The sequence below is a fragment of the Pseudomonas sp. SMSB3 genome, assembly GCF_052041965.1.
Classification (GTDB): domain Bacteria; phylum Pseudomonadota; class Gammaproteobacteria; order Pseudomonadales; family Pseudomonadaceae; genus Aquipseudomonas.
Genome location: NZ_JBKGGV010000018.1, coordinates 1 through 21,053 on the forward strand (window position 1 = coordinate 1; position 21,053 = coordinate 21,053).

General features: G+C 57.5%; 17 protein-coding genes and 4 tRNA genes. All 21 read left to right on the forward strand.

The annotated features are described in order from the left end of the window. Window positions 1-105: 105 nt before the first annotated feature. The 21 genes from birA (at window position 106) to rpsJ (ending at window position 20,993) form a co-directional block, all read left to right on the forward strand. Complete coding sequence (gene birA, locus ACLEJW_RS21540) at window positions 106-1,065, forward strand: bifunctional biotin--[acetyl-CoA-carboxylase] ligase/biotin operon repressor BirA (RefSeq protein ID WP_313303222.1); 960 nt, start codon at window positions 106-108, stop codon at window positions 1,063-1,065. Then, a complete protein-coding gene (locus tag ACLEJW_RS21545) occupies window positions 1,055-1,804 on the forward strand; it encodes a pantothenate kinase (RefSeq protein ID WP_313303220.1) in 750 nt (249 codons plus the stop codon). Before birA ends, ACLEJW_RS21545 begins: the two co-directional genes overlap by 11 nt. A 7-nt stretch (window positions 1,805-1,811) precedes the next feature. Then, entirely contained in the window at window positions 1,812-2,237 is a 426-nt protein-coding gene (locus tag ACLEJW_RS21550) for a hypothetical protein (RefSeq protein WP_440778229.1), read from the forward strand. A gap of 152 nt (window positions 2,238-2,389) precedes the next feature. Continuing rightward, window positions 2,390-2,473: transfer RNA gene (locus ACLEJW_RS21555), tRNA-Tyr, on the forward strand. A gap of 24 nt (window positions 2,474-2,497) precedes the next feature. Further along, window positions 2,498-2,571, forward strand: a tRNA-Gly gene (locus ACLEJW_RS21560). A 29-nt stretch (window positions 2,572-2,600) separates the two neighbouring features. Continuing rightward, window positions 2,601-2,676, forward strand: a tRNA-Thr gene (locus ACLEJW_RS21565). Window positions 2,677-2,754: 78 nt separating this feature from the next. Next, complete coding sequence (gene tuf, locus ACLEJW_RS21570) at window positions 2,755-3,948, forward strand: elongation factor Tu (protein ID WP_010951775.1); 1,194 nt, start codon at window positions 2,755-2,757, stop codon at window positions 3,946-3,948. A 54-nt stretch (window positions 3,949-4,002) separates the two neighbouring features. Next, a tRNA-Trp gene (locus ACLEJW_RS21575) sits at window positions 4,003-4,078 on the forward strand. 44 nt (window positions 4,079-4,122) lie between these two features. Then, the gene (secE, locus tag ACLEJW_RS21580) at window positions 4,123-4,491 is read left to right on the forward strand and encodes a preprotein translocase subunit SecE (RefSeq protein WP_145193591.1); all 369 of its coding nucleotides are present in this window, start codon (window positions 4,123-4,125) and stop codon (window positions 4,489-4,491) included. Window positions 4,492-4,500: 9 nt separating this feature from the next. Further along, window positions 4,501-5,034: a transcription termination/antitermination protein NusG gene (gene nusG, locus ACLEJW_RS21585; RefSeq protein ID WP_012316525.1), complete on the forward strand. Its 534-nt coding sequence runs from the start codon at window positions 4,501-4,503 to the stop codon at window positions 5,032-5,034. Between the two features lie 119 nt (window positions 5,035-5,153). After that, window positions 5,154-5,585, forward strand: coding sequence for a 50S ribosomal protein L11 (rplK, locus tag ACLEJW_RS21590; RefSeq protein ID WP_003255500.1), 432 nt, complete (start codon window positions 5,154-5,156; stop codon window positions 5,583-5,585). After that, entirely contained in the window at window positions 5,585-6,280 is a 696-nt protein-coding gene (gene rplA, locus ACLEJW_RS21595) for a 50S ribosomal protein L1 (RefSeq protein WP_145193589.1), read from the forward strand. Before rplK ends, rplA begins: the two co-directional genes overlap by 1 nt. 198 nt (window positions 6,281-6,478) lie before the next feature. Continuing rightward, window positions 6,479-6,979 (forward strand): 50S ribosomal protein L10, encoded by a 501-nt coding sequence (rplJ, locus tag ACLEJW_RS21600; RefSeq protein WP_138221852.1) that lies wholly within the window; start codon window positions 6,479-6,481, stop codon window positions 6,977-6,979. 77 nt (window positions 6,980-7,056) lie between these two features. Continuing rightward, window positions 7,057-7,422 carry a 50S ribosomal protein L7/L12 gene (rplL, locus tag ACLEJW_RS21605; RefSeq protein ID WP_003255496.1) on the forward strand — a complete coding sequence of 122 codons (366 nt, stop codon included), beginning with the start codon at window positions 7,057-7,059 and terminating at the stop codon, window positions 7,420-7,422. A gap of 220 nt (window positions 7,423-7,642) precedes the next feature. Beyond that, window positions 7,643-11,716, forward strand: coding sequence for a DNA-directed RNA polymerase subunit beta (rpoB, locus tag ACLEJW_RS21610; RefSeq protein WP_145193587.1), 4,074 nt, complete (start codon window positions 7,643-7,645; stop codon window positions 11,714-11,716). A gap of 64 nt (window positions 11,717-11,780) precedes the next feature. After that, a complete protein-coding gene (gene rpoC, locus ACLEJW_RS21615; protein ID WP_145193585.1) occupies window positions 11,781-15,980 on the forward strand; it encodes a DNA-directed RNA polymerase subunit beta' in 4,200 nt (1,399 codons plus the stop codon). Between the two features lie 211 nt (window positions 15,981-16,191). After that, window positions 16,192-16,563 (forward strand): 30S ribosomal protein S12, encoded by a 372-nt coding sequence (rpsL, locus tag ACLEJW_RS21620; RefSeq protein ID WP_003255492.1) that lies wholly within the window; start codon window positions 16,192-16,194, stop codon window positions 16,561-16,563. Window positions 16,564-16,669: 106 nt separating this feature from the next. Further along, window positions 16,670-17,140: a 30S ribosomal protein S7 gene (gene rpsG / locus ACLEJW_RS21625; RefSeq protein ID WP_003246741.1), complete on the forward strand. Its 471-nt coding sequence runs from the start codon at window positions 16,670-16,672 to the stop codon at window positions 17,138-17,140. 30 nt (window positions 17,141-17,170) lie between these two features. Next, window positions 17,171-19,315 (forward strand): elongation factor G, encoded by a 2,145-nt coding sequence (gene fusA / locus ACLEJW_RS21630; protein ID WP_313457618.1) that lies wholly within the window; start codon window positions 17,171-17,173, stop codon window positions 19,313-19,315. Between the two features lie 31 nt (window positions 19,316-19,346). Beyond that, window positions 19,347-20,540 (forward strand): elongation factor Tu, encoded by a 1,194-nt coding sequence (gene tuf, locus ACLEJW_RS21635; protein WP_010951775.1) that lies wholly within the window; start codon window positions 19,347-19,349, stop codon window positions 20,538-20,540. Window positions 20,541-20,681: 141 nt separating this feature from the next. Continuing rightward, the gene (rpsJ, locus tag ACLEJW_RS21640; RefSeq protein WP_003186070.1) at window positions 20,682-20,993 is read left to right on the forward strand and encodes a 30S ribosomal protein S10; all 312 of its coding nucleotides are present in this window, start codon (window positions 20,682-20,684) and stop codon (window positions 20,991-20,993) included. The last annotated feature ends 60 nt before the right edge of the window (window positions 20,994-21,053 follow it).

Here is a 21,053-nt window from a genome sequence, read left to right on the forward strand (position 1 = left end):
TCAGCGCGGTCATGCGCAGGCTTGGCGATGGGTCTGCAGCCCTTTTCCTATGCAAGCTCACGACCCCTAGCTATCATGCCAGCCTTATTCCAAGTCGAGATTGGCATGCTGAAGTTGTTGAACCTCCTCAAGGATGGCCGGTTCCATTCCGGAGAAGCCTTGGGGGCAGCCCTCGGGATAAGCCGCAGCGCCGTTTGGAAACAGCTGCAGCACCTGGAAAGCGACCTGAACCTCACCATCCATAAAATTCGTGGACGCGGTTACCAGTTGTCTGCGCCGCTGAGCTTGCTTGATCCACTAGCGATTGACCAGTACGCGCAGGGTGAGAGGTGGCCTGTCGTCGTGCATGAAACCATCGATTCAACCAACGCTGAAGCCTTGCGACAAATCAGCAAGGGGCAGTTGGCACCCTTCATTGTATTGGCTGAGCGCCAGAGCGCTGGCCGGGGTCGACGTGGTCGCCTGTGGGTAAGTCCATTTGCCGAGAATCTGTATTACAGCCTGGTCCTGCGGGTTGAAGGCGGCATGCGTCAGCTTGAAGGCCTAAGCCTGGTGGTTGGATTGGCTGTCATGCGCACCCTGCAAAGCTTCGGCGTCAAGGATGTCGGACTTAAATGGCCAAACGACGTGCTCATCCGCGGGCAGAAGGTGACCGGCATTCTGCTTGAGCTGGTCGGAGATCCTGCCGACGTCTGTCATGTAGTGCTGGGTATTGGCATCAACGTGAACATGCAGAGCAATGGCGACGTTGATCAGCAGTGGACATCGATCAAGCGTGAGGTGGGTGCGGCGATAGATCGCAATCGCTTGGTCGCCGTCCTCAACCAGCAGCTGCACCATGAACTCGCGCGTCATCGACGTTATGGTTTCGCAGCGTTCCAGGAGGAATGGGAGCGGTCACACGTATGGCAAGGACGTCAGGTTTCCCTGATTGCCGGCAGCTCCCAGATCCACGGTGTCGTGCTGGGTGTGGACGGGCAGGGCGGATTGCGTCTTGAAGTTGATGGTGTAGAAAAGAGCTTCAGCGGTGGTGAGCTCAGTTTGAGGTTGCGTGATGATTCTTGAGCTCGACTGCGGCAATAGCTTCATAAAATGGCGGGTGATACATGTCGCCGATGCCACGATTGTGGGTGGCGGAATCGTCGACTCGGATCAAGCGCTGGTGGCTGAGGTGAGCGCGCTATCAGGGCTGCGACTGACAGGGTGCAGGATCGTCAGCGTGCGCAGCGAGGACGAAACGTCTGCGCTCTGTGCGGTTATTGCCAACGCGTTCTGCGTTGAGGCAAAAGTCGCCGAGCCGTCGCCCGGCATGGCCGGGGTGCGCAATGGCTACGCTGATTACCAACGCTTGGGCATGGACCGCTGGCTCGCTGTACTAGGCGCTTTTCATCTGGCTAAAGGCGCATGCCTGGTCATCGACCTGGGCACTGCGGCAAAAGCGGACTTCGTATCAGCCGATGGTGAGCATCTAGGTGGCTATATATGTCCGGGTATGCCGTTGATGCGCAGCCAGCTGCGTACCCATACTCGGCGCATCCGCTACGACGATGCGTCGGCAGAGCGTGCCATGAACAGTCTTGCGCCAGGGCGTTCCACTGTTGAAGCGGTAGAGCGAGGCTGCGTATTGATGTTGCAAGGTTTTGCCCGCACCCAGATTGACCAGGCGCATGCGCTGTGGGGGGCGGATTTCACGGTATTCCTTACCGGTGGCGATGCGCCGCTGGTGCGCGAGGCCGCGCCGCAGGCGCGTGTGGTTCCTGACCTGGTTTTCGTCGGCCTGGCAATGGCCTGTCCATTGGACTGAGGTGCTTATGCGTTGGTTGTTTCTGCTGTTGTTGGTGCTCAATGTCTTCTATTACGTATGGCACCAGCAGCAAGCCCCGCTGAAAGCCAAGGATGTTGCGCCGCTTTTGCTGTACAAAGGCAATCAGCAGGAAATTCGTTTACTCAAGGAAACCGGCGCCGCTACGCCGGCAAGGCGGCGCGATGAATGCCTGGTGGTGGGTGGGCTGGCTGGTCGGGAGCAGCTTGAGGCGCTGCGTCAGCGCCTGCTCAGCCTTGATATCAACGCCGCTACGGTGGCTGGACAGATCCCTGGGGCGGAAGGCCTGTGGGTCAAGATTGCGCCTGAGAGCGAGCGATTATTGGACCAAACGGTGCTTCAGACTCTTTCCAACGATTTCAAAGACTTAAAACACAAAATTATTTTCTGCCAGGGTATTGCAACTGCTGAATAGCTTGATAGAATGGCGCCCGCTTCACAGGGAACACCACTTAGGTGGCAGAACTGGAAGCGGTGTCAATGCAGCTAAGTTTCAGATTTGATTGAAAAAATTTGAAAAAATGCTTGACACTAGGACGGCAGACAAATAGAATGCCGGCCACATCTGGAGGGATTCCCGAGCGGTCAAAGGGGACGGACTGTAAATCCGTTGCGAGAGCTTCGAAGGTTCGAATCCTTCTCCCTCCACCAGTTTTAGCGAGAGCCGCAAGCTCCGCGGGTATAGTTTAGTGGTAGAACCTCAGCCTTCCAAGCTGATGATGCGGGTTCGATTCCCGCTACCCGCTCCAAGTTTGCCGGATTTTGCACAAAGTGTTTCGCTCTTGTAGCTCAGTTGGTAGAGCACACCCTTGGTAAGGGTGAGGTCAGCGGTTCAAGTCCGCTCAAGAGCTCCATATAAACAAGGCAGATATGAAAATATCTGCCTTTGTTTTATCAGCGTAAGACTATTTTCTTCTGCGGAGGACTGTTCGATGGCTAAGGAAAAGTTTGATCGTTCCCTTCCCCACGTCAACGTCGGCACCATCGGCCACGTTGACCACGGTAAGACCACTCTGACCGCAGCTCTGACTCGCGTCTGCTCCGAAGTATTCGGTTCGGCAGTCGTTGAGTTCGACAAGATCGACTCGGCTCCGGAAGAAAAAGCACGCGGTATCACCATCAACACCGCTCACGTCGAGTACAACTCGAACATTCGTCACTACGCTCACGTTGACTGCCCAGGTCACGCTGACTACGTGAAGAACATGATCACCGGTGCTGCCCAGATGGACGGCGCGATCCTGGTTTGCTCGGCCGCCGATGGTCCGATGCCACAAACCCGTGAGCACATCCTGCTGTCCCGTCAGGTTGGCGTTCCGTACATCGTGGTCTTCCTGAACAAGGCTGACCTGGTAGACGACGCTGAGCTGCTGGAACTGGTCGAGATGGAAGTTCGCGACCTGCTGTCCACCTACGACTTCCCAGGCGACGACACCCCGATCATCATCGGTTCGGCTCGTATGGCGCTGGAAGGCAAAGACGACAACGAAATGGGCACTACCGCTGTCAAGAAGCTGGTAGAAACTCTGGATGCCTACATCCCTGAGCCAGTTCGTGCCATCGACCAGCCATTCCTGATGCCGATCGAAGACGTATTCTCGATCTCGGGTCGTGGTACCGTGGTAACCGGCCGTATCGAGCGTGGTATCGTCCGCGTTCAGGATCCGCTGGAAATCGTTGGTCTGCGTGACACCACCACCACTACCTGCACCGGCGTTGAGATGTTCCGCAAGCTGCTGGACGAAGGTCGTGCTGGCGAGAACTGCGGCGTTCTGCTGCGTGGTACCAAGCGTGACGACGTTGAGCGTGGCCAGGTTCTGGTCAAGCCAGGTTCGGTCAAGCCGCACACCAAGTTCACCGCAGAAGTCTACGTTCTGTCGAAAGAAGAAGGCGGTCGTCACACTCCGTTCTTCAAAGGCTACCGTCCACAGTTCTACTTCCGTACCACTGACGTGACCGGTAACTGCGAACTGCCGGAAGGCGTTGAAATGGTAATGCCAGGCGACAACATTCAGATGACTGTCACCCTGATCAAGACCATCGCAATGGAAGACGGTCTGCGCTTCGCTATCCGTGAAGGCGGTCGTACCGTCGGCGCCGGCGTCGTAGCAAAAATTATTGAATAAGTAGTTGATTTTCCTAATCAGGCCGGTATAATGGCCGGCCTGATACAGCGTTACAGGTCAGTAGCTCAATTGGCAGAGCGACGGTCTCCAAAACCGTAGGTTGGGGGTTCGATTCCCTCCTGACCTGCCATTTCACCTCGGTGTGATGGCTTTCTTCTTACAGGATCCTCCTCGATGACCCCCAAAACTGAAGCCCAAGAATCGCGTTTTGATCTGTTCAAGTGGCTGGCTGTAGTGGCTTTGGTGGTTGTTGCAGTTGTGGGTAATCAATATTACTCCGCCGCCCCAATCCTGTACCGTGTCCTTGCACTTCTCGCCCTGGCTGCCGTTGCAGGCTTTGTAGCTCTGCAGACTGCGAAGGGTAAGTCGTTCTTTGCGCTGGCGAAGGAAGCTCGTACCGAGATCCGTAAAGTCGTGTGGCCGACCCGCCAGGAAACAGCCCAGACCACGCTGATTGTCGTGGCTGTCGTGCTGGTTATGGCACTGCTGCTGTGGGGTCTTGATTCCCTGCTCGGCTGGGCGGTCTCCCTGATCGTAGGCTAAAGGTGTCCCGTGGCTAAGCGTTGGTATGTTGTGCATGCTTACTCGGGTTACGAGAAGCATGTAATGCGCTCTCTGATCGAGCGCGTCAAGCTGGCTGGCATGGAAGACGGTTTCGGCGAAATCTTGGTTCCGACCGAAGAAGTCGTTGAGATGCGCAATGGCCAGAAGCGCAAGAGCGAGCGTAAGTTCTTCCCTGGCTACGTATTGGTCCAGATGGAAATGAACGAAGGTACCTGGCACTTGGTCAAGGATACCCCTCGCGTGATGGGCTTTATCGGTGGTACGGCAGACAAGCCTGCACCGATCACTGATAAAGAAGCTGAAGCTATCCTGCGTCGCGTTGCCGATGGCAGTGACAAGCCGAAGCCCAAGACGCTGTTCGAGCCAGGTGAAGTGGTTCGAGTCATTGATGGTCCGTTCGCAGACTTCAATGGCAACGTCGAAGAAGTTAACTACGAAAAGAGTCGCCTCCAGGTGGCGGTGCTCATTTTCGGTCGCTCCACTCCGGTGGAGCTCGAGTTCAGCCAGGTCGAAAAGGTCTAGGCGGACGAAGCATCCCATACCCCGCAGCCCTGTGTGCTGCGGGGTTTTGTCGTCACTGGGATAAAACGCAAGTCATCCGGGGAGCCATATGGCGTTCGTACCCGATTTTGGAGTAGCTCATGGCTAAGAAGATTCAGGCTTACATCAAGCTGCAAGTTAAGGCCGGCCAGGCCAACCCAAGCCCACCCGTTGGTCCAGCACTGGGTCAACACGGTGTGAACATCATGGAGTTCTGCAAGGCCTTCAACGCCCGTACTCAGGGTCAAGAAGCCGGTCTGCCGACTCCAGTGATCATCACTGTCTACAGCGACCGTAGCTTCACCTTCGAGACCAAGAGCACCCCTGCCTCGGTTCTGCTGAAGAAAGCTGCTGGCCTGACCAGTGGTTCGGCTCGGCCGAACACCGTTAAAGTCGGTACCGTTACCCGTGCTCAGCTGGAAGATATCGCCAAGGCTAAACAGGCTGATCTGACCGCCGCTGACCTGGACGCAGCTGTACGCACCATCGCTGGCTCTGCCCGCAGCATGGGCTTGAACGTGGAGGGTGTGTAATGGCTAAGCTGACCAAGCGCCAAAAGGCAATCGCCGAAAAAATCGAAGCAGGCAAGGCCTACAACTTCGAAGAGGCCGCAACTCTGCTGGCTTCGCTGCCGGCTGCCAAGTTCGTAGAATCCTACGACATCGCCGTAAACCTCGGTGTTGACCCGCGTAAATCCGATCAGGTTGTTCGTAGCGCTACCGTGCTGCCACACGGCACTGGCAAGACTGTACGCGTTGCTGTCTTCACCCAGGGTCCAGCTGCTGAAGCCGCTCTGGCTGCCGGCGCTGACCGTGTAGGCATGGACGATCTGGCTGCCGAAATGAAAGGCGGCGACCTGAACTATGACGTCGTCATCGCATCGCCTGATGCCATGCGCGTTGTCGGTCAGCTGGGTCAGGTTCTGGGTCCTCGCGGCCTGATGCCTAACCCGAAAGTAGGTACCGTAACTCCAGACGTAGCCGGCGCGGTCAAAAACGCCAAGGCTGGTCAGGTTCGCTACCGTACCGACAAGAACGGTATCATTCACACTTCCGTTGGCAAAATCGGCTTCGAAGCCGGCAAGCTGAAGGAAAACGTTGAAGCCCTGATCGCCGATCTGAAGCGTATCAAGCCGGCTTCCTCGAAAGGTATCTACGTCAAGCGCGTTACCCTGAGCACCACCATGGGCCCAGGTCTGGTCATCGATCAGAGCTCGCTGGACGTGTAAGAAACAGAGTGGCGCGACCCGTCGCGCCACTCGCAAAAATTGGGGTCCCTGCCTGGCGGGGGCTATCCAAGACCGTAGGCGGCGCAAGCCTTAAAAATCCAGCCCACGCAGATGGTGCTCCCGATTCGTTACCGAATCAGACACCAAAACGACATCCGGCCTCGGCCAGATGAAACGGTAAAAACCAGGAGTAAACCCGTGGCAATTAAACTCGAAGACAAGAAGGCCATCGTCGCTGAAGTCAACGAGGCTGCCAAAGTCGCTCTGTCCGCTGTCGTGGCCGATGCCCGTGGTGTGACTGTAGGCGCAATGACCGGACTCCGTAAAGAGGCCCGCGAAGCTGGCGTATACGTACGTGTCGTACGTAACACCCTGCTCAAGCGCGCTGTTGAAGGCACCGAATTTTCGATCCTCAGCGACGCGTTCAAAGGCCCGACCCTGATTGCATTCTCCAACGAACACCCGGGCGCTGCTGCTCGTCTGTTCAAAGAGTTCGCCAAGGGTCAGGACAAGTTCGAGATCAAGGCAGCTGCGTTTGACGGCAATTTCATTGCAGCGAACCAGATCGACGTGTTGGCTACCCTGCCGACCCGCGACGAAGCTATTGCAAAACTGATGAGCGTCATTCAAGGCGCCACCAGCAAGCTGGCTCGTACTCTGGCAGCCATTCGCGACCAGAAAGAAGCTACCGCCGCCTAAGGCGCGCGAACTCTTTCAAAATCATACGTTTAATTTGATGGCTGCGTAGGCTGTCACCCCAATACAGGATTTAAGTCATGTCTCTGACTAACGAACAAATCATCGAAGCAATCGGCCAGAAAACCGTTCTGGAAGTTGTTGAGCTGATCAAAGCAATGGAAGAAACCTTCGGCGTTACCGCTGCTGTTGCCGCTGCTGGCCCAGCTGCTGCTGCTGCCGTTGTTGAAGAGCAGACCGAGTTCAACGTTGTTCTGGTTGAAGCCGGCGACAAGAAAGTGAACGTCATTAAAGCCGTTCGCGAGCTGACCGGTCTGGGCCTGAAAGAAGCCAAAGAGAAAGTCGATGGCGCTCCTCAGGTTGTAGCTGAAGGCGTTTCGAAAGAAGCCGCTGAAGACGCTAAGAAGAAGCTGGAAGAAGCAGGCGCTAAAGTCGAGCTGAAGTAATCTCGACCTTGCGATGCCAGCCTGAGCGTCGAGCTTAAGGCTGATGGCTGGTGGCTTAGGCCACCGGCCTTTTTCCGTTATTGGTGGCTGGTCAAGCCGGCCCCGATAACAAGCTGCAAGACACCCATGTGGGTGGCGCAAACCAAGGGGTTTGCACGATTTTCTGGCTGCTCCCGCCGGGAGAAGCCAAACAAGCAGGTGACCAAGCTGGGGAACGCTGATGGCTTACTCATATACTGAGAAAAAACGTATCCGCAAGGACTTTAGCAAGTTGCCGGACGTCATGGATGTGCCTTACCTCCTGGCCATCCAGCTGGATTCGTATCGCGAATTCCTGCAAGCGGGAGCATCCAAGGATTCGTTCCGTGACGTCGGCCTGCACGCGGCCTTCAAGTCGGTATTCCCGATCATCAGCTACTCCGGCAATGCTGCCTTGGAGTACGTAGGCTACCGCCTGGGCGATCCCGCCTTCGATGTGAAGGAATGTGTCCTGCGTGGCGTGACCTTCGCGGTCCCACTGCGGGTCAAGGTGCGCCTGATCATCTTCGACAAGGAATCGTCGAACAAAGCGATCAAGGACATCAAAGAGCAAGAAGTCTACATGGGTGAAATCCCCCTGATGACTGAGAACGGTACCTTCGTTATCAACGGTACCGAACGAGTAATCGTTTCCCAGCTGCACCGTTCGCCTGGTGTGTTCTTCGACCACGACCGTGGCAAGACGCACAGCTCCGGCAAGCTGCTGTACTCCGCTCGCATCATCCCTTACCGCGGTTCGTGGTTGGACTTCGAGTTCGACCCGAAAGACTGCGTGTTCGTGCGTATCGACCGTCGTCGCAAACTGCCGGCTTCGGTACTGCTGCGCGCGCTGGGCTACAGCACCGAAGAAGTGCTCAACACCTTCTACACCACCAACGTGTTCCACATTTCCGGCGAGAAACTCAGCCTGGAACTGGTACCTCAGCGTCTGCGTGGTGAAGTCGCGGTCATGGACATCCATGACGAAAGCGGCAAGGTCATCGTTGAGCAAGGCCGCCGTATTACCGCGCGCCACGTCAATCAGCTCGAGAAGGCTGGTGTCAACTCGCTGGACGTTCCGATGGAATACGTCCTGGGTCGCACCACTGCCAAGGCTATCGTGCACCCGGCCACCGGTGAAATCCTGGCTGAGTGCAACACCGAGCTGACCACCGAACTGCTGATCAAGATCGCCAAGGCACAGGTCGTCCGTATCGAGACCCTGTACACCAACGACATCGACTGCGGTCCGTTCATCTCCGATACCCTGAAGATCGACACCACCAGCAACCAGCTGGAAGCACTGGTCGAGATCTATCGCATGATGCGTCCAGGCGAGCCGCCAACCAAGGATGCCGCCGAGACCCTGTTCAACAACCTGTTCTTCAGCGCCGAGCGTTACGATCTGTCCGCCGTCGGCCGCATGAAGTTCAACCGTCGTATCGGTCGTACCGAGATCGAAGGTTCGGGCGTGCTGAGCAAGGAAGACATCGTCGAGGTCCTCAAGACCCTGGTCGATATCCGTAACGGCAAAGGCATCGTCGACGACATCGACCACCTGGGTAACCGTCGCGTTCGCTGCGTCGGTGAGATGGCCGAGAACCAGTTCCGCGTTGGCCTGGTGCGTGTCGAGCGTGCGGTCAAAGAGCGTCTGTCGATGGCAGAAAGCGAAGGCCTGATGCCTCAGGACCTGATCAACGCCAAGCCGGTCGCGGCCGCGGTGAAAGAGTTCTTCGGCTCCAGCCAGCTCTCGCAGTTCATGGACCAGAACAACCCGCTGTCCGAGATTACCCACAAGCGCCGCGTATCTGCGCTTGGCCCTGGTGGCCTGACCCGTGAGCGTGCAGGCTTCGAAGTGCGTGACGTGCACCCGACCCACTACGGCCGTGTGTGCCCGATCGAGACCCCTGAAGGTCCGAACATCGGTCTGATCAACTCCCTGGCAGCCTATGCCCGCACCAACCAGTACGGCTTCCTGGAAAGCCCGTACCGTGTGGTGAAAGAAGGCGTTGTCAGCGACGACATCGTGTTCCTGTCGGCTATTGAAGAGGCTGATCACGTCATCGCTCAGGCTTCGGCCACGATGAACGAGAAGAAGCAGCTGATCGACGAGTTGGTCGCAGTTCGTCACTTGAACGAATTCACCGTCAAGGCGCCGGAAGACGTCACCTTGATGGACGTATCGCCGAAGCAGGTTGTTTCGGTTGCAGCGTCGCTGATTCCGTTCCTCGAGCACGACGACGCCAACCGTGCGTTGATGGGTTCGAACATGCAGCGTCAGGCGGTACCGACCCTGCGTGCCGACAAGCCGCTGGTAGGTACTGGCATGGAGCGCAACGTCGCCCGTGACTCCGGTGTCTGCGTGGTCGCTCGTCGCGGTGGCGTGATCGATTCGGTCGACGCCAGCCGTATCGTCGTGCGTGTAGCCGATGACGAAGTGGAAACCGGTGAAGCCGGTGTAGATATCTACAACCTGACCAAGTACACCCGTTCGAACCAGAACACCTGCATCAACCAGCGTCCGCTGGTGAGCAAAGGTGACAAGGTTCAGCGTGGCGACATCATGGCCGACGGCCCGTCCACCGATATGGGTGAACTGGCACTGGGTCAGAACATGCGCATCGCGTTCATGGCGTGGAACGGCTTCAACTTCGAAGACTCCATCTGCCTGTCCGAGCGTGTGGTTCAGGAAGACCGCTTCACCACGATCCACATCCAGGAACTGACCTGCGTGGCGCGTGACACCAAGCTTGGCCCAGAGGAAATCACTGCGGACATCCCGAACGTGGGTGAAGCCGCTCTGAACAAGCTGGACGAAGCCGGTATCGTTTACGTAGGTGCCGAAGTCGGCGCGGGCGATATTCTGGTCGGCAAGGTCACGCCAAAAGGCGAAACCCAGCTCACTCCAGAAGAGAAGCTGCTGCGCGCGATCTTCGGTGAGAAGGCCAGCGACGTCAAAGACACCTCCCTGCGCGTGCCGACCGGCACCAAGGGTACGGTCATCGACGTACAGGTCTTCACCCGTGACGGCGTAGAGCGCGACAGCCGTGCGCTGGCCATCGAGAAGATGCAGCTCGACGAGATCCGCAAGGACCTCAACGAGGAGTTCCGCATCGTTGAAGGCGCGACCTTCGAACGTCTGCGTGCTGCGCTGAACGGCCAGATCGTCGACGGCGGTGCCGGCCTGAAGAAAGGCATCGCGATCACCGACGAAGTGCTCGATGGTCTGGAGCACGGTCAGTGGTTCAAATTGCGCATGGCCGAAGATGCACTGAACGAGCAGCTCGAGAAAGCTCAGCAGTACATCGTCGACCGCCGTCGCCTGCTGGACGACAAGTTCGAAGACAAGAAGCGCAAGCTGCAGCAGGGCGATGACCTGGCTCCAGGCGTACTGAAGATCGTCAAGGTCTACCTGGCTATCCGCCGTCGCATCCAGCCGGGTGACAAGATGGCCGGTCGTCACGGTAACAAGGGTGTCGTCTCGGTGATCATGCCGGTCGAAGACATGCCGCATGACGCCAACGGTACTCCGGTCGACGTGGTCCTCAACCCGCTGGGCGTACCTTCGCGTATGAACGTCGGTCAGATTCTCGAAACCCACCTGGGCCTTGCAGCCAAAGGTCTGGGCGAGAAAATCGACCGCATGATCGAAGAACAGCGCAAGGCTGCTGAGCTGCGTGGCTTCCTCACCGAGATCTACAACGAGATCGGCGGGCGTCAGGAGAACCTGGAAGAATTCACCGACGAAGAGATCCTCGCCCTGGCGAACAACCTGAAGAAAGGCGTGCCTATGGCTACTCCGGTCTTCGATGGTGCCAAGGAGCGTGAGATCAAGGCCATGCTGAAACTGGCGGACCTGCCAGAAAGCGGCCAGATGGTGCTGTTCGATGGCCGTACCGGCAACAAGTTCGAGCGTCCTGTGACCGTTGGTTACATGTACATGCTCAAGCTGAACCACTTGGTGGACGACAAGATGCACGCGCGTTCCACTGGTTCCTACAGCCTGGTCACTCAGCAGCCGCTGGGTGGTAAGGCGCAGTTCGGTGGTCAGCGTTTCGGGGAGATGGAAGTGTGGGCGCTGGAAGCATACGGCGCGGCATACACCCTGCAAGAAATGCTCACAGTGAAGTCGGACGACGTGAACGGCCGTACCAAGATGTACAAGAACATCGTGGATGGCGATCACCGTATGGAGCCGGGCATGCCCGAGTCCTTCAACGTGTTGATCAAAGAGATCCGTTCGCTCGGTATCGATATCGATCTGGAAACCGAATAACACGTGACGCGAAGGGGAGCGGGGCAGGTAATGCCCGCTTCCTGCTCCGCCAGGAGGAAAGGCCTTGAAAGACCTACTGAATTTGCTGAAAAACCAGGGTCAAGTCGAAGAGTTCGACGCCATCCGCATCGGTCTGGCGTCGCCTGAAATGATCCGTTCGTGGTCGTTCGGTGAAGTTAAGAAGCCGGAAACCATCAACTACCGTACGTTCAAGCCTGAGCGTGACGGCCTTTTCTGCGCCAAGATCTTTGGCCCAGTCAAGGACTACGAGTGCCTGTGCGGTAAGTACAAGCGCCTCAAGCACCGTGGTGTGATCTGCGAGAAGTGCGGCGTTGAAGTCGCGCTGGCCAAAGTCCGTCGTGAGCGCATGGCGCACATCGAACTGGCTTCGCCGGTTGCTCACATCTGGTTCCTGAAGTCGCTGCCGTCCCGTATCGGCCTGCTGATGGACATGACCCTGCGTGATATCGAGCGCGTTCTCTACTTCGAGAGCTACGTCGTTATCGACCCAGGCATGACCACCCTCGAAAAGGGTCAGCTGCTCAACGACGAGCAGTACTTCGAAGCGCTGGAAGAATTCGGTGACGACTTCGACGCCCGCATGGGTGCCGAGGCGGTCCGCGAACTGCTGCACGCGATTGACCTGGAGCACGAGATTGGCCGCCTGCGCGAAGAGATTCCGCAGACCAACTCGGAAACCAAGATCAAGAAGCTGTCCAAGCGCCTGAAGCTGATGGAAGCTTTCCAGGGCTCGGGCAACCTGCCTGAGTGGATGGTCCTGACCGTCCTGCCAGTTCTGCCGCCGGACCTGCGTCCGCTGGTACCGCTGGATGGTGGCCGCTTCGCGACCTCCGACCTGAACGACCTGTATCGTCGGGTGATCAACCGTAACAATCGTCTGAAGCGCCTGCTCGATCTGTCGGCGCCGGACATCATCGTGCGCAACGAAAAGCGCATGCTGCAGGAAGCGGTTGACGCCCTGCTCGACAACGGCCGTCGCGGTCGCGCCATCACGGGCTCGAACAAGCGTCCGCTGAAGTCGCTGGCCGACATGATCAAAGGTAAGCAAGGTCGCTTCCGTCAGAACTTGCTCGGCAAGCGTGTGGACTATTCCGGCCGTTCGGTAATTACCGTAGGTCCGACCCTGCGTCTGCACCAGTGCGGCCTGCCGAAGAAGATGGCCCTGGAGCTGTTCAAGCCGTTCATTTTCGGCAAGCTGGAAATGCGTGGTCTGGCGACCACCATCAAAGCTGCCAAGAAGATGGTCGAGCGCGAGCTGCCAGAGGTGTGGGACGTGCTCGCCGAGGTGATCCGCGAACACCCCGTGCTGCTCAACCGTGCACCAACCCTGCACCGTCTGGGCATCCAGGCGTTCGAACCGGTACTGATCGAAGGTAAGGCCATTCAGCTGCACCCGCTGGTCTGCGCCGCGTACAACGCCGACTTCGACGGTGACCAGATGGCCGTTCACGTGCCGCTGACGCTGGAAGCCCAGCTCGAAGCGCGCGCGCTGATGATGTCGACCAACAACATCCTGTCGCCAGCCAACGGTGAGCCAATCATCGTGCCGTCGCAGGACGTGGTACTGGGTCTGTACTACATGACCCGTGAAGCCATCAACGCCAAGGGCGAAGGTCGCGTGTTCGCTGACCTGCAGGAAGTCGACCGCGTATTCCGCGCCGGCGAAGCTGCCCTGCACGCGAAGATCAAGGTTCGTATCAACGAAACCGTGAAAGACCGCGATGGCAGCGTCACCAAGAACACCCGTATCGTCGACACCACCGTTGGCCGTGCGCTGCTGTTCCAGGTTGTACCGGCAGGTCTGCCGTACGACGTGGTCAACCAGCCGATGAAGAAGAAGGCGATCTCCAAGCTGATCAACCAGTGCTACCGCGTGGTTGGTCTGAAAGAGACCGTGATCTTCGCTGACCAGTTGATGTACACCGGTTTCGCTTACTCGACCATTTCCGGCGTTTCCATCGGCGTTAACGACTTCGTTATCCCGGACGAGAAAGCCCGCATCATCGGTAACGCTACCGATGAAGTGAAGGAAATCGAGAGCCAGTACGCCTCCGGCCTGGTAACCCAGGGCGAGAAGTACAACAAGGTCATCGACTTGTGGTCCAAGGCGAACGACGAAGTGTCCAAGGCGATGATGGCCAACCTCTCGAAAGAGAAGGTCATCGACCGCGAAGGCAACGAAGTCGACCAGGAGTCCTTCAACTCCATGTACATGATGGCCGACTCCGGTGCGCGTGGTTCTGCGGCCCAGATTCGTCAGCTGGCCGGTATGCGTGGTCTGATGGCCAAGCCGGACGGTTCCATCATCGAAACGCCGATCACCGCGAACTTCCGTGAAGGCCTGAGCGTTCTGCAGTACTTCATCTCGACCCACGGTGCTCGTAAGGGTCTGGCGGATACCGCACTGAAGACTGCCAACTCCGGTTACCTGACCCGCCGTCTGGTAGACGTTGCCCAGGATCTGGTGGTTACCGAGATCGACTGTGGCACCGACCACGGCCTGCTGATGACGCCGCACATTGAAGGTGGCGACGTGGTAGAGCCGCTGGGTGAGCGTGTACTGGGTCGTGTGATCGCCCGTGACGTGTTCAAGCCAGGCACCGAGGACGTCATCGTTCCGGCCGGTACCCTGGTCGACGAGCAGTGGGTCGAGTTCATCGAGCTGAACAGCATCGACGAAGTCATCGTGCGCTCGCCGATCAACTGCGAAACGCGCTATGGCATCTGCGCCAAGTGCTACGGTCGTGACCTGGCTCGCGGTCACCAGGTGAACATCGGTGAAGCTGTCGGCGTAATCGCCGCACAGTCGATCGGTGAGCCAGGTACCCAGCTGACCATGCGTACGTTCCACATCGGTGGTGCTGCAAGCCGTACTTCGGCTGCCGACAGCGTCCAGGTGAAGAACGGCGGTATGGTACGTCTGCACAACCTGAAGCAGGTCGAGCGTGCCGACGGCAACCTGGTTGCTGTCTCGCGTTCCGGCGAGCTGGCGATTGCCGACGAATTCGGTCGCGAGCGTGAGCGTTACAAGCTGCCTTACGGTGCAGTGATTTCGGTCAAGGAAGGTGACAAGGTCGAAGCTGGCGCCATCGTCGCCAAGTGGGACCCGCACACCCACCCGATCGTTACCGAGCTGAAAGGCACCGTGACCTTCGTGGGCATGGAAGAAAACATCACCATCAAGCGTCAGACCGACGAATTGACCGGTCTGACCAACATTGAAGTTCTGGACGTCAAGGATCGCCCTGCCTCCGGCAAGGAAATCCGTCCGGCAATCAAGATGGTCGATGCCAATGGCAAGGACCTGTACCTGCCAGGTACCGACGTACCTGCTCAGTACTTCCTGCCGGCCAACGCCCTCGTCGGTGTGGCTGACGGTGCCCAGATCGGTGTTGGTGACGTTATCGCGCGTATCCCGCAAGAAACGTCGAAGACCCGTGACATTACCGGTGGTCTGCCACGCGTTGCCGACTTGTTCGAAGCGCGTCGTCCGAAAGAAGCTTCGATCCTGGCGGAAGTCAGCGGTACCATCGCGTTCGGCAAGGAAACCAAAGGCAAGCGTCGTCTGGTCATTACTCCAACCGACGGTAGCGATCCGTACGAAGAGCTGATTCCGAAGTGGCGCCACCTGAACGTCTTCGAAGGCGAACAGGTAAACCGCGGCGAAGTCATCTCCGACGGTCCGAGCGATCCGCACGACATCCTGCGTCTGCTGGGTGTAAGCGCACTGGCGAAGTACATCGTCAACGAGATCCAGGACGTTTACCGTCTGCAGGGCGTGAAGATCAACGACAAGCACATCGAGACCATCCTGCGTCAGATGCTGCGCAAGGTCGAGATCTCCGAGTCGGGCGATTCCAGCTTCATCAAGGGCGACCAGATGGAACTGACCCAGGTACTGGTAGAGAACGAGCGTCTCGCCTCCGAGGACAAGTTCATCTCCAAGTTCACCCGCGTGCTGCTGGGTATCACCAAGGCGTCGCTGTCGACCGAATCGTTCATCTCCGCGGCTTCCTTCCAGGAAACTACCCGCGTACTGACCGAAGCGGCAGTGACCGGCAAGCGCGACTACCTGCGTGGTCTGAAAGAGAACGTGGTCGTGGGTCGTCTGATTCCGGCCGGTACCGGTCTGGCTTACCACAGCGAGCGCAAGCGTCGCCGTGATGCCGACAAACCGCTGCGTGTAAGCGCCAGTGAGGTGGAAGCCGCACTGACCGAAGCGCTGAATTCCAGCGGCAACTAAGTACAGGGCAGGGCCCCGGCTAGCCTCGAACGCGCATCGGCGACATGAAATGTTGCCGATGATCGGGCGAGGAGAGCCGGGGCCTCGTCTTGACTGGGTGCAAGATCCTCTTTAGACTTTTGTACCCTTAAATTTGGTGAGGCTCCGTCTCGCCAATTTTTGGCTTTCTTGCAAGACAATAGAGTCGCAAGACAATCAGTGGAGCTAGTAGATGGCAACTATCAACCAGCTGGTACGTCAGCCGCGTAAGCGTTCGGTCGAGAAGTCCGACGTTCCTGCGCTGCAGAACTGCCCGCAACGTCGTGGCGTGTGCACCCGTGTGTACACCACCACGCCGAAAAAACCTAACTCGGCACTGCGTAAAGTATGCCGTGTGCGTCTGACCAACGGTTTCGAGGTTTCCTCGTACATCGGCGGTGAAGGCCACAACCTGCAAGAGCACAGCGTCGTCCTGATCCGTGGCGGCCGTGTAAAAGACTTGCCAGGTGTTCGTTACCACACCGTTCGCGGCTCTCTGGATACTTCGGGCGTTAAAGGCCGTAACCAGGGTCGTTCGAAGTACGGTACCAAGCGTCCGAAGTAATCGGCCGTTTGCAGACATCCATTTATTTGAGTCGATAAGAGTAAGGTCGGGCAGGGGTCGAAAGACCGGGTCCCGGGCTAACCTGAAGACCGTTTGAGGGCTTATCATGCCAAGACGTCGTGTAGCAGCAAAACGTGAGATCCTTGACGATCCTAAGTACGGATCGCAGATCCTCGCCAAGTTCATGAACCACGTGATGGAAAGCGGCAAGAAGGCTGTAGCCGAGCGCATCGTTTACGGTGCTCTGGATACCGTCAAAGCACGCAAGAACAGCGACCCCCTGGAAATCTTCGAGAAAGCTCTCGACGCCATCGCTCCGCTGGTCGAAGTAAAGTCCCGTCGTGTCGGCGGTGCCACTTACCAGGTTCCGGTTGAAGTTCGTCCATCCCGTCGTAACGCTCTGGCAATGCGCTGGCTCGTAGACTACGCCCGCAAGCGCGGCGAGAAGTCGATGGCTCTGCGCTTGGCTGGCGAGCTGCTGGATGCTGCTGAAGGCAAAGGTGCTGCAGTCAAGAAGCGTGAAGACGTGCACCGTATGGCTGAAGCCAACAAAGCGTTCTCGCACTACCGCTTCTAATTCAAGCATCAATCATTTTGCGAGGGCTTTATGGCTCGTACTACTGCAATTAACCGCTACCGTAACATTGGTATCTGTGCCCACGTTGACGCGGGCAAGACCACCACTACCGAGCGGATCCTGTTCTACACAGGTCTGAGCCACAAGATGGGCGAGGTGCATGATGGCGCCGCGACCACCGACTGGATGGTGCAGGAGCAGGAGCGGGGTATCACCATTACCTCCGCTGCCGTTACCACCTTCTGGAAAGGCTCTGTTGGTCAGTATGACAACTACCGCGTAAACGTCATCGACACCCCCGGCCACGTTGACTTCACCATTGAAGTAGAGCGTTCGCTGCGTGTACTCGACGGCGCGGTCGTGGTCTTCTGCGGCACCTCCGGCGTTGAGCCGCAGTCTGAAACCGTATGGCGTCAGGCCAACAAGTACGGCGTTCCACGTGTTGTCTACGTGAACAAGATGGACCGTGCAGGTGCAAACTTCCTGCGCGTCGTAGGTCAGATCAAGAACCGTCTGGGTCACACCCCGGTTCCTGTTCAGCTGGCCATCGGTTCGGAAGATAACTTCCAGGGTCAGGTCGACCTGATCAAGATGAAGGCTATCTACTGGAACGACGACGACAAAGGCACCACCTATCGCGAGGAAGAGATTCCTGCCGATATGCTGGAGCTGGCTCAAGAGTGGCGCTCCAACATGGTTGAAGCGGCTGCCGAGTCCAGCGAAGAGCTGATGAACAAGTACCTGGAAGGCGAAGAGCTGACCGTCGAAGAAATCAAAGCCGGTCTGCGCGCGCGCACCCTGGCCAGCGAGATCGTCCCGGCTGTCTGCGGCTCGTCGTTCAAGAACAAGGGTGTTCCCCTGGTTCTCGACGCCGTCATCGACTACCTGCCTGCGCCGACCGAGATCCCTGCCATCCAGGGTATCAACCCGGACGACAAGGACCTGGATAAAGACGATCCGGCTGTTCGCAAAGACGAGCGTCACGCTGACGACGACGAGCCGTTCTCGGCTCTGGCGTTCAAGATCGCGACCGACCCGTTCGTCGGTACCCTGACCTTCGTTCGCGTCTACTCGGGCGTTCTGAGCTCCGGTGACTCGGTCATCAACTCGGTCAAAGGCAAGAAAGAACGCGTTGGTCGTATGGTGCAGATGCACGCCAACCAGCGTGAAGAAATCAAGGAAGTGCGCGCTGGTGACATCGCTGCGCTGATCGGTATGAAAGACGTGACCACGGGCGAAACCCTGTGCAACGCCGACAAGCCAATCATCCTTGAGCGTATGGACTTCCCTGAGCCGGTGATCTCGCTCTCCGTAGAGCCGAAAACCAAGGCTGACCAGGAGAAGATGGGCATCGCACTGGGCAAGTTGGCCCAGGAAGACCCATCGTTCCGCGTCAAGACCGACGAAGAAACCGGCCAGACCATCATCTCCGGTATGGGTGAGCTGCACCTGGACATCCTCGTTGACCGCATGAAGCGCGAGTTCAACGTCGAGGCCAACATCGGCAAGCCGCAGGTTTCCTACCGCGAGAAGATCACCAAGTCCAACGTCGAGATCGAAGGCAAGTTCGTTCGTCAGTCGGGTGGTCGTGGTCAGTTCGGTCACTGCTGGATCCGTTTCTCGGAGCCGGAAGTGGACGAAAAAGGCAACATCACCGAAGGTCTGGTGTTTACCAACGAAGTCGTTGGTGGTGTGATTCCTAAGGAATTCATCGCCCCGATCCAGAAGGGTATCGAAGAGCAGATGAAGAACGGCGTCGTTGCCGGTTATCCTCTGATCGGCCTCAAGGCCACGGTATTCGACGGTTCGTACCACGACGTCGACTCCAACGAAATGGCGTTCAAGATTGCCGCTTCGATGGCAACCAAGCAGCTGGCCCAGAAGGGTGGCGGCGTGGTTCTCGAGCCGATCATGAAGGTCGAAGTTGTAACCCCGGAAGACTACCTGGGTGACGTGATGGGTGACCTGAACCGTCGTCGTGGTCTGGTACAGGGTATGGATGAATCGGTCTCTGGCCGCGTCGTCCGCGCTGAAGTTCCGCTCGGGGAAATGTTCGGTTACGCAACCGACGTTCGTTCCATGTCTCAGGGTCGCGCAAGCTACTCCATGGAATTCTCCAAGTACGCTGAAGCTCCGTCGAACATCGTCGAAGCTCTCATTAAAAAACAAGGCTGATTCAGCCCCTTTAGGCTAGGAGTTCACTGTCGTGGCTAAAGAAAAATTTGATCGTTCCCTTCCCCACGTCAACGTCGGCACCATCGGCCACGTTGACCACGGTAAGACCACTCTGACCGCAGCTCTGACTCGCGTCTGCTCCGAAGTATTCGGTTCGGCAGTCGTTGAGTTCGACAAGATCGACTCGGCTCCGGAAGAAAAAGCACGCGGTATCACCATCAACACCGCTCACGTCGAGTACAACTCGAACATTCGTCACTACGCTCACGTTGACTGCCCAGGTCACGCTGACTACGTGAAGAACATGATCACCGGTGCTGCCCAGATGGACGGCGCGATCCTGGTTTGCTCGGCCGCCGATGGTCCGATGCCACAAACCCGTGAGCACATCCTGCTGTCCCGTCAGGTTGGCGTTCCGTACATCGTGGTCTTCCTGAACAAGGCTGACCTGGTAGACGACGCTGAGCTGCTGGAACTGGTCGAGATGGAAGTTCGCGACCTGCTGTCCACCTACGACTTCCCAGGCGACGACACCCCGATCATCATCGGTTCGGCTCGTATGGCGCTGGAAGGCAAAGACGACAACGAAATGGGCACTACCGCTGTCAAGAAGCTGGTAGAAACTCTGGATGCCTACATCCCTGAGCCAGTTCGTGCCATCGACCAGCCATTCCTGATGCCGATCGAAGACGTATTCTCGATCTCGGGTCGTGGTACCGTGGTAACCGGCCGTATCGAGCGTGGTATCGTCCGCGTTCAGGATCCGCTGGAAATCGTTGGTCTGCGTGACACCACCACCACTACCTGCACCGGCGTTGAGATGTTCCGCAAGCTGCTGGACGAAGGTCGTGCTGGCGAGAACTGCGGCGTTCTGCTGCGTGGTACCAAGCGTGACGACGTTGAGCGTGGCCAGGTTCTGGTCAAGCCAGGTTCGGTCAAGCCGCACACCAAGTTCACCGCAGAAGTCTACGTTCTGTCGAAAGAAGAAGGCGGTCGTCACACTCCGTTCTTCAAAGGCTACCGTCCACAGTTCTACTTCCGTACCACTGACGTGACCGGTAACTGCGAACTGCCGGAAGGCGTTGAAATGGTAATGCCAGGCGACAACATTCAGATGACTGTCACCCTGATCAAGACCATCGCAATGGAAGACGGTCTGCGCTTCGCTATCCGTGAAGGCGGTCGTACCGTCGGCGCCGGCGTCGTAGCCAAAATCATCGAGTAATCACTCGACCGATTGAAAAAACCCCCGCTCAGCGGGGGTTTTTTTTATTGGGTTGACACTAAATGGGGGCGTCTATAGAATCACGCCTCCTTTTAGCGGGCGTAGTGCGTCCGTTGGGAACAGCCTGGAGTCTGAAATCCAATGCAAAATCAGCAAATCCGTATCAGGTTGAAGGCTTTCGACCATCGCCTGATCGACCAATCCACCCAGGAAATCGTGGAAACCGCGAAACGTACTGGTGCACAAGTGCGTGGTCCTATTCCACTGCCTACCCGCAAAGAGCGTTTCACCGTTCTGGTCTCCCCGCACGTCAACAAAGACGCGCGTGACCAGTACGAGATTCGCACTCATAAGCGTGTTCTGGACATCGTCCAGCCAACGGATAAAACCGTTGATGCGCTGATGAAGCTTGATCTGGCGGCAGGTGTGGAAGTACAGATCAGCCTCGGCTAAGACTTCGGTCTGGTCGTGTAACGCTCTGAAATGGGCGGCCATAGCGGGTGAAAGCCCCGT

Coding starts and splice junctions, on each gene's coding strand:
- tuf (WP_010951775.1), top strand. CDS start 2,755: ATGGCTAAGGAAAAGTTTGATCGTTCCCTTCCCCACGTCAACGTCGGC.
- birA (WP_313303222.1), top strand. CDS start 106: ATGCTGAAGTTGTTGAACCTCCTCAAGGATGGCCGGTTCCATTCCGGA.
- rplA (WP_145193589.1), top strand. CDS start 5,585: ATGGCTAAGCTGACCAAGCGCCAAAAGGCAATCGCCGAAAAAATCGAA.
- rplL (WP_003255496.1), top strand. CDS start 7,057: ATGTCTCTGACTAACGAACAAATCATCGAAGCAATCGGCCAGAAAACC.
- rpoB (WP_145193587.1), top strand. CDS start 7,643: ATGGCTTACTCATATACTGAGAAAAAACGTATCCGCAAGGACTTTAGC.
- fusA (WP_313457618.1), top strand. CDS start 17,171: ATGGCTCGTACTACTGCAATTAACCGCTACCGTAACATTGGTATCTGT.
- rplK (WP_003255500.1), top strand. CDS start 5,154: ATGGCTAAGAAGATTCAGGCTTACATCAAGCTGCAAGTTAAGGCCGGC.
- rpsJ (WP_003186070.1), top strand. CDS start 20,682: ATGCAAAATCAGCAAATCCGTATCAGGTTGAAGGCTTTCGACCATCGC.
- ACLEJW_RS21545 (WP_313303220.1), top strand. CDS start 1,055: ATGATTCTTGAGCTCGACTGCGGCAATAGCTTCATAAAATGGCGGGTG.
- rpsG (WP_003246741.1), top strand. CDS start 16,670: ATGCCAAGACGTCGTGTAGCAGCAAAACGTGAGATCCTTGACGATCCT.
- ACLEJW_RS21550 (WP_440778229.1), top strand. CDS start 1,812: ATGCGTTGGTTGTTTCTGCTGTTGTTGGTGCTCAATGTCTTCTATTAC.
- secE (WP_145193591.1), top strand. CDS start 4,123: ATGACCCCCAAAACTGAAGCCCAAGAATCGCGTTTTGATCTGTTCAAG.
- rpsL (WP_003255492.1), top strand. CDS start 16,192: ATGGCAACTATCAACCAGCTGGTACGTCAGCCGCGTAAGCGTTCGGTC.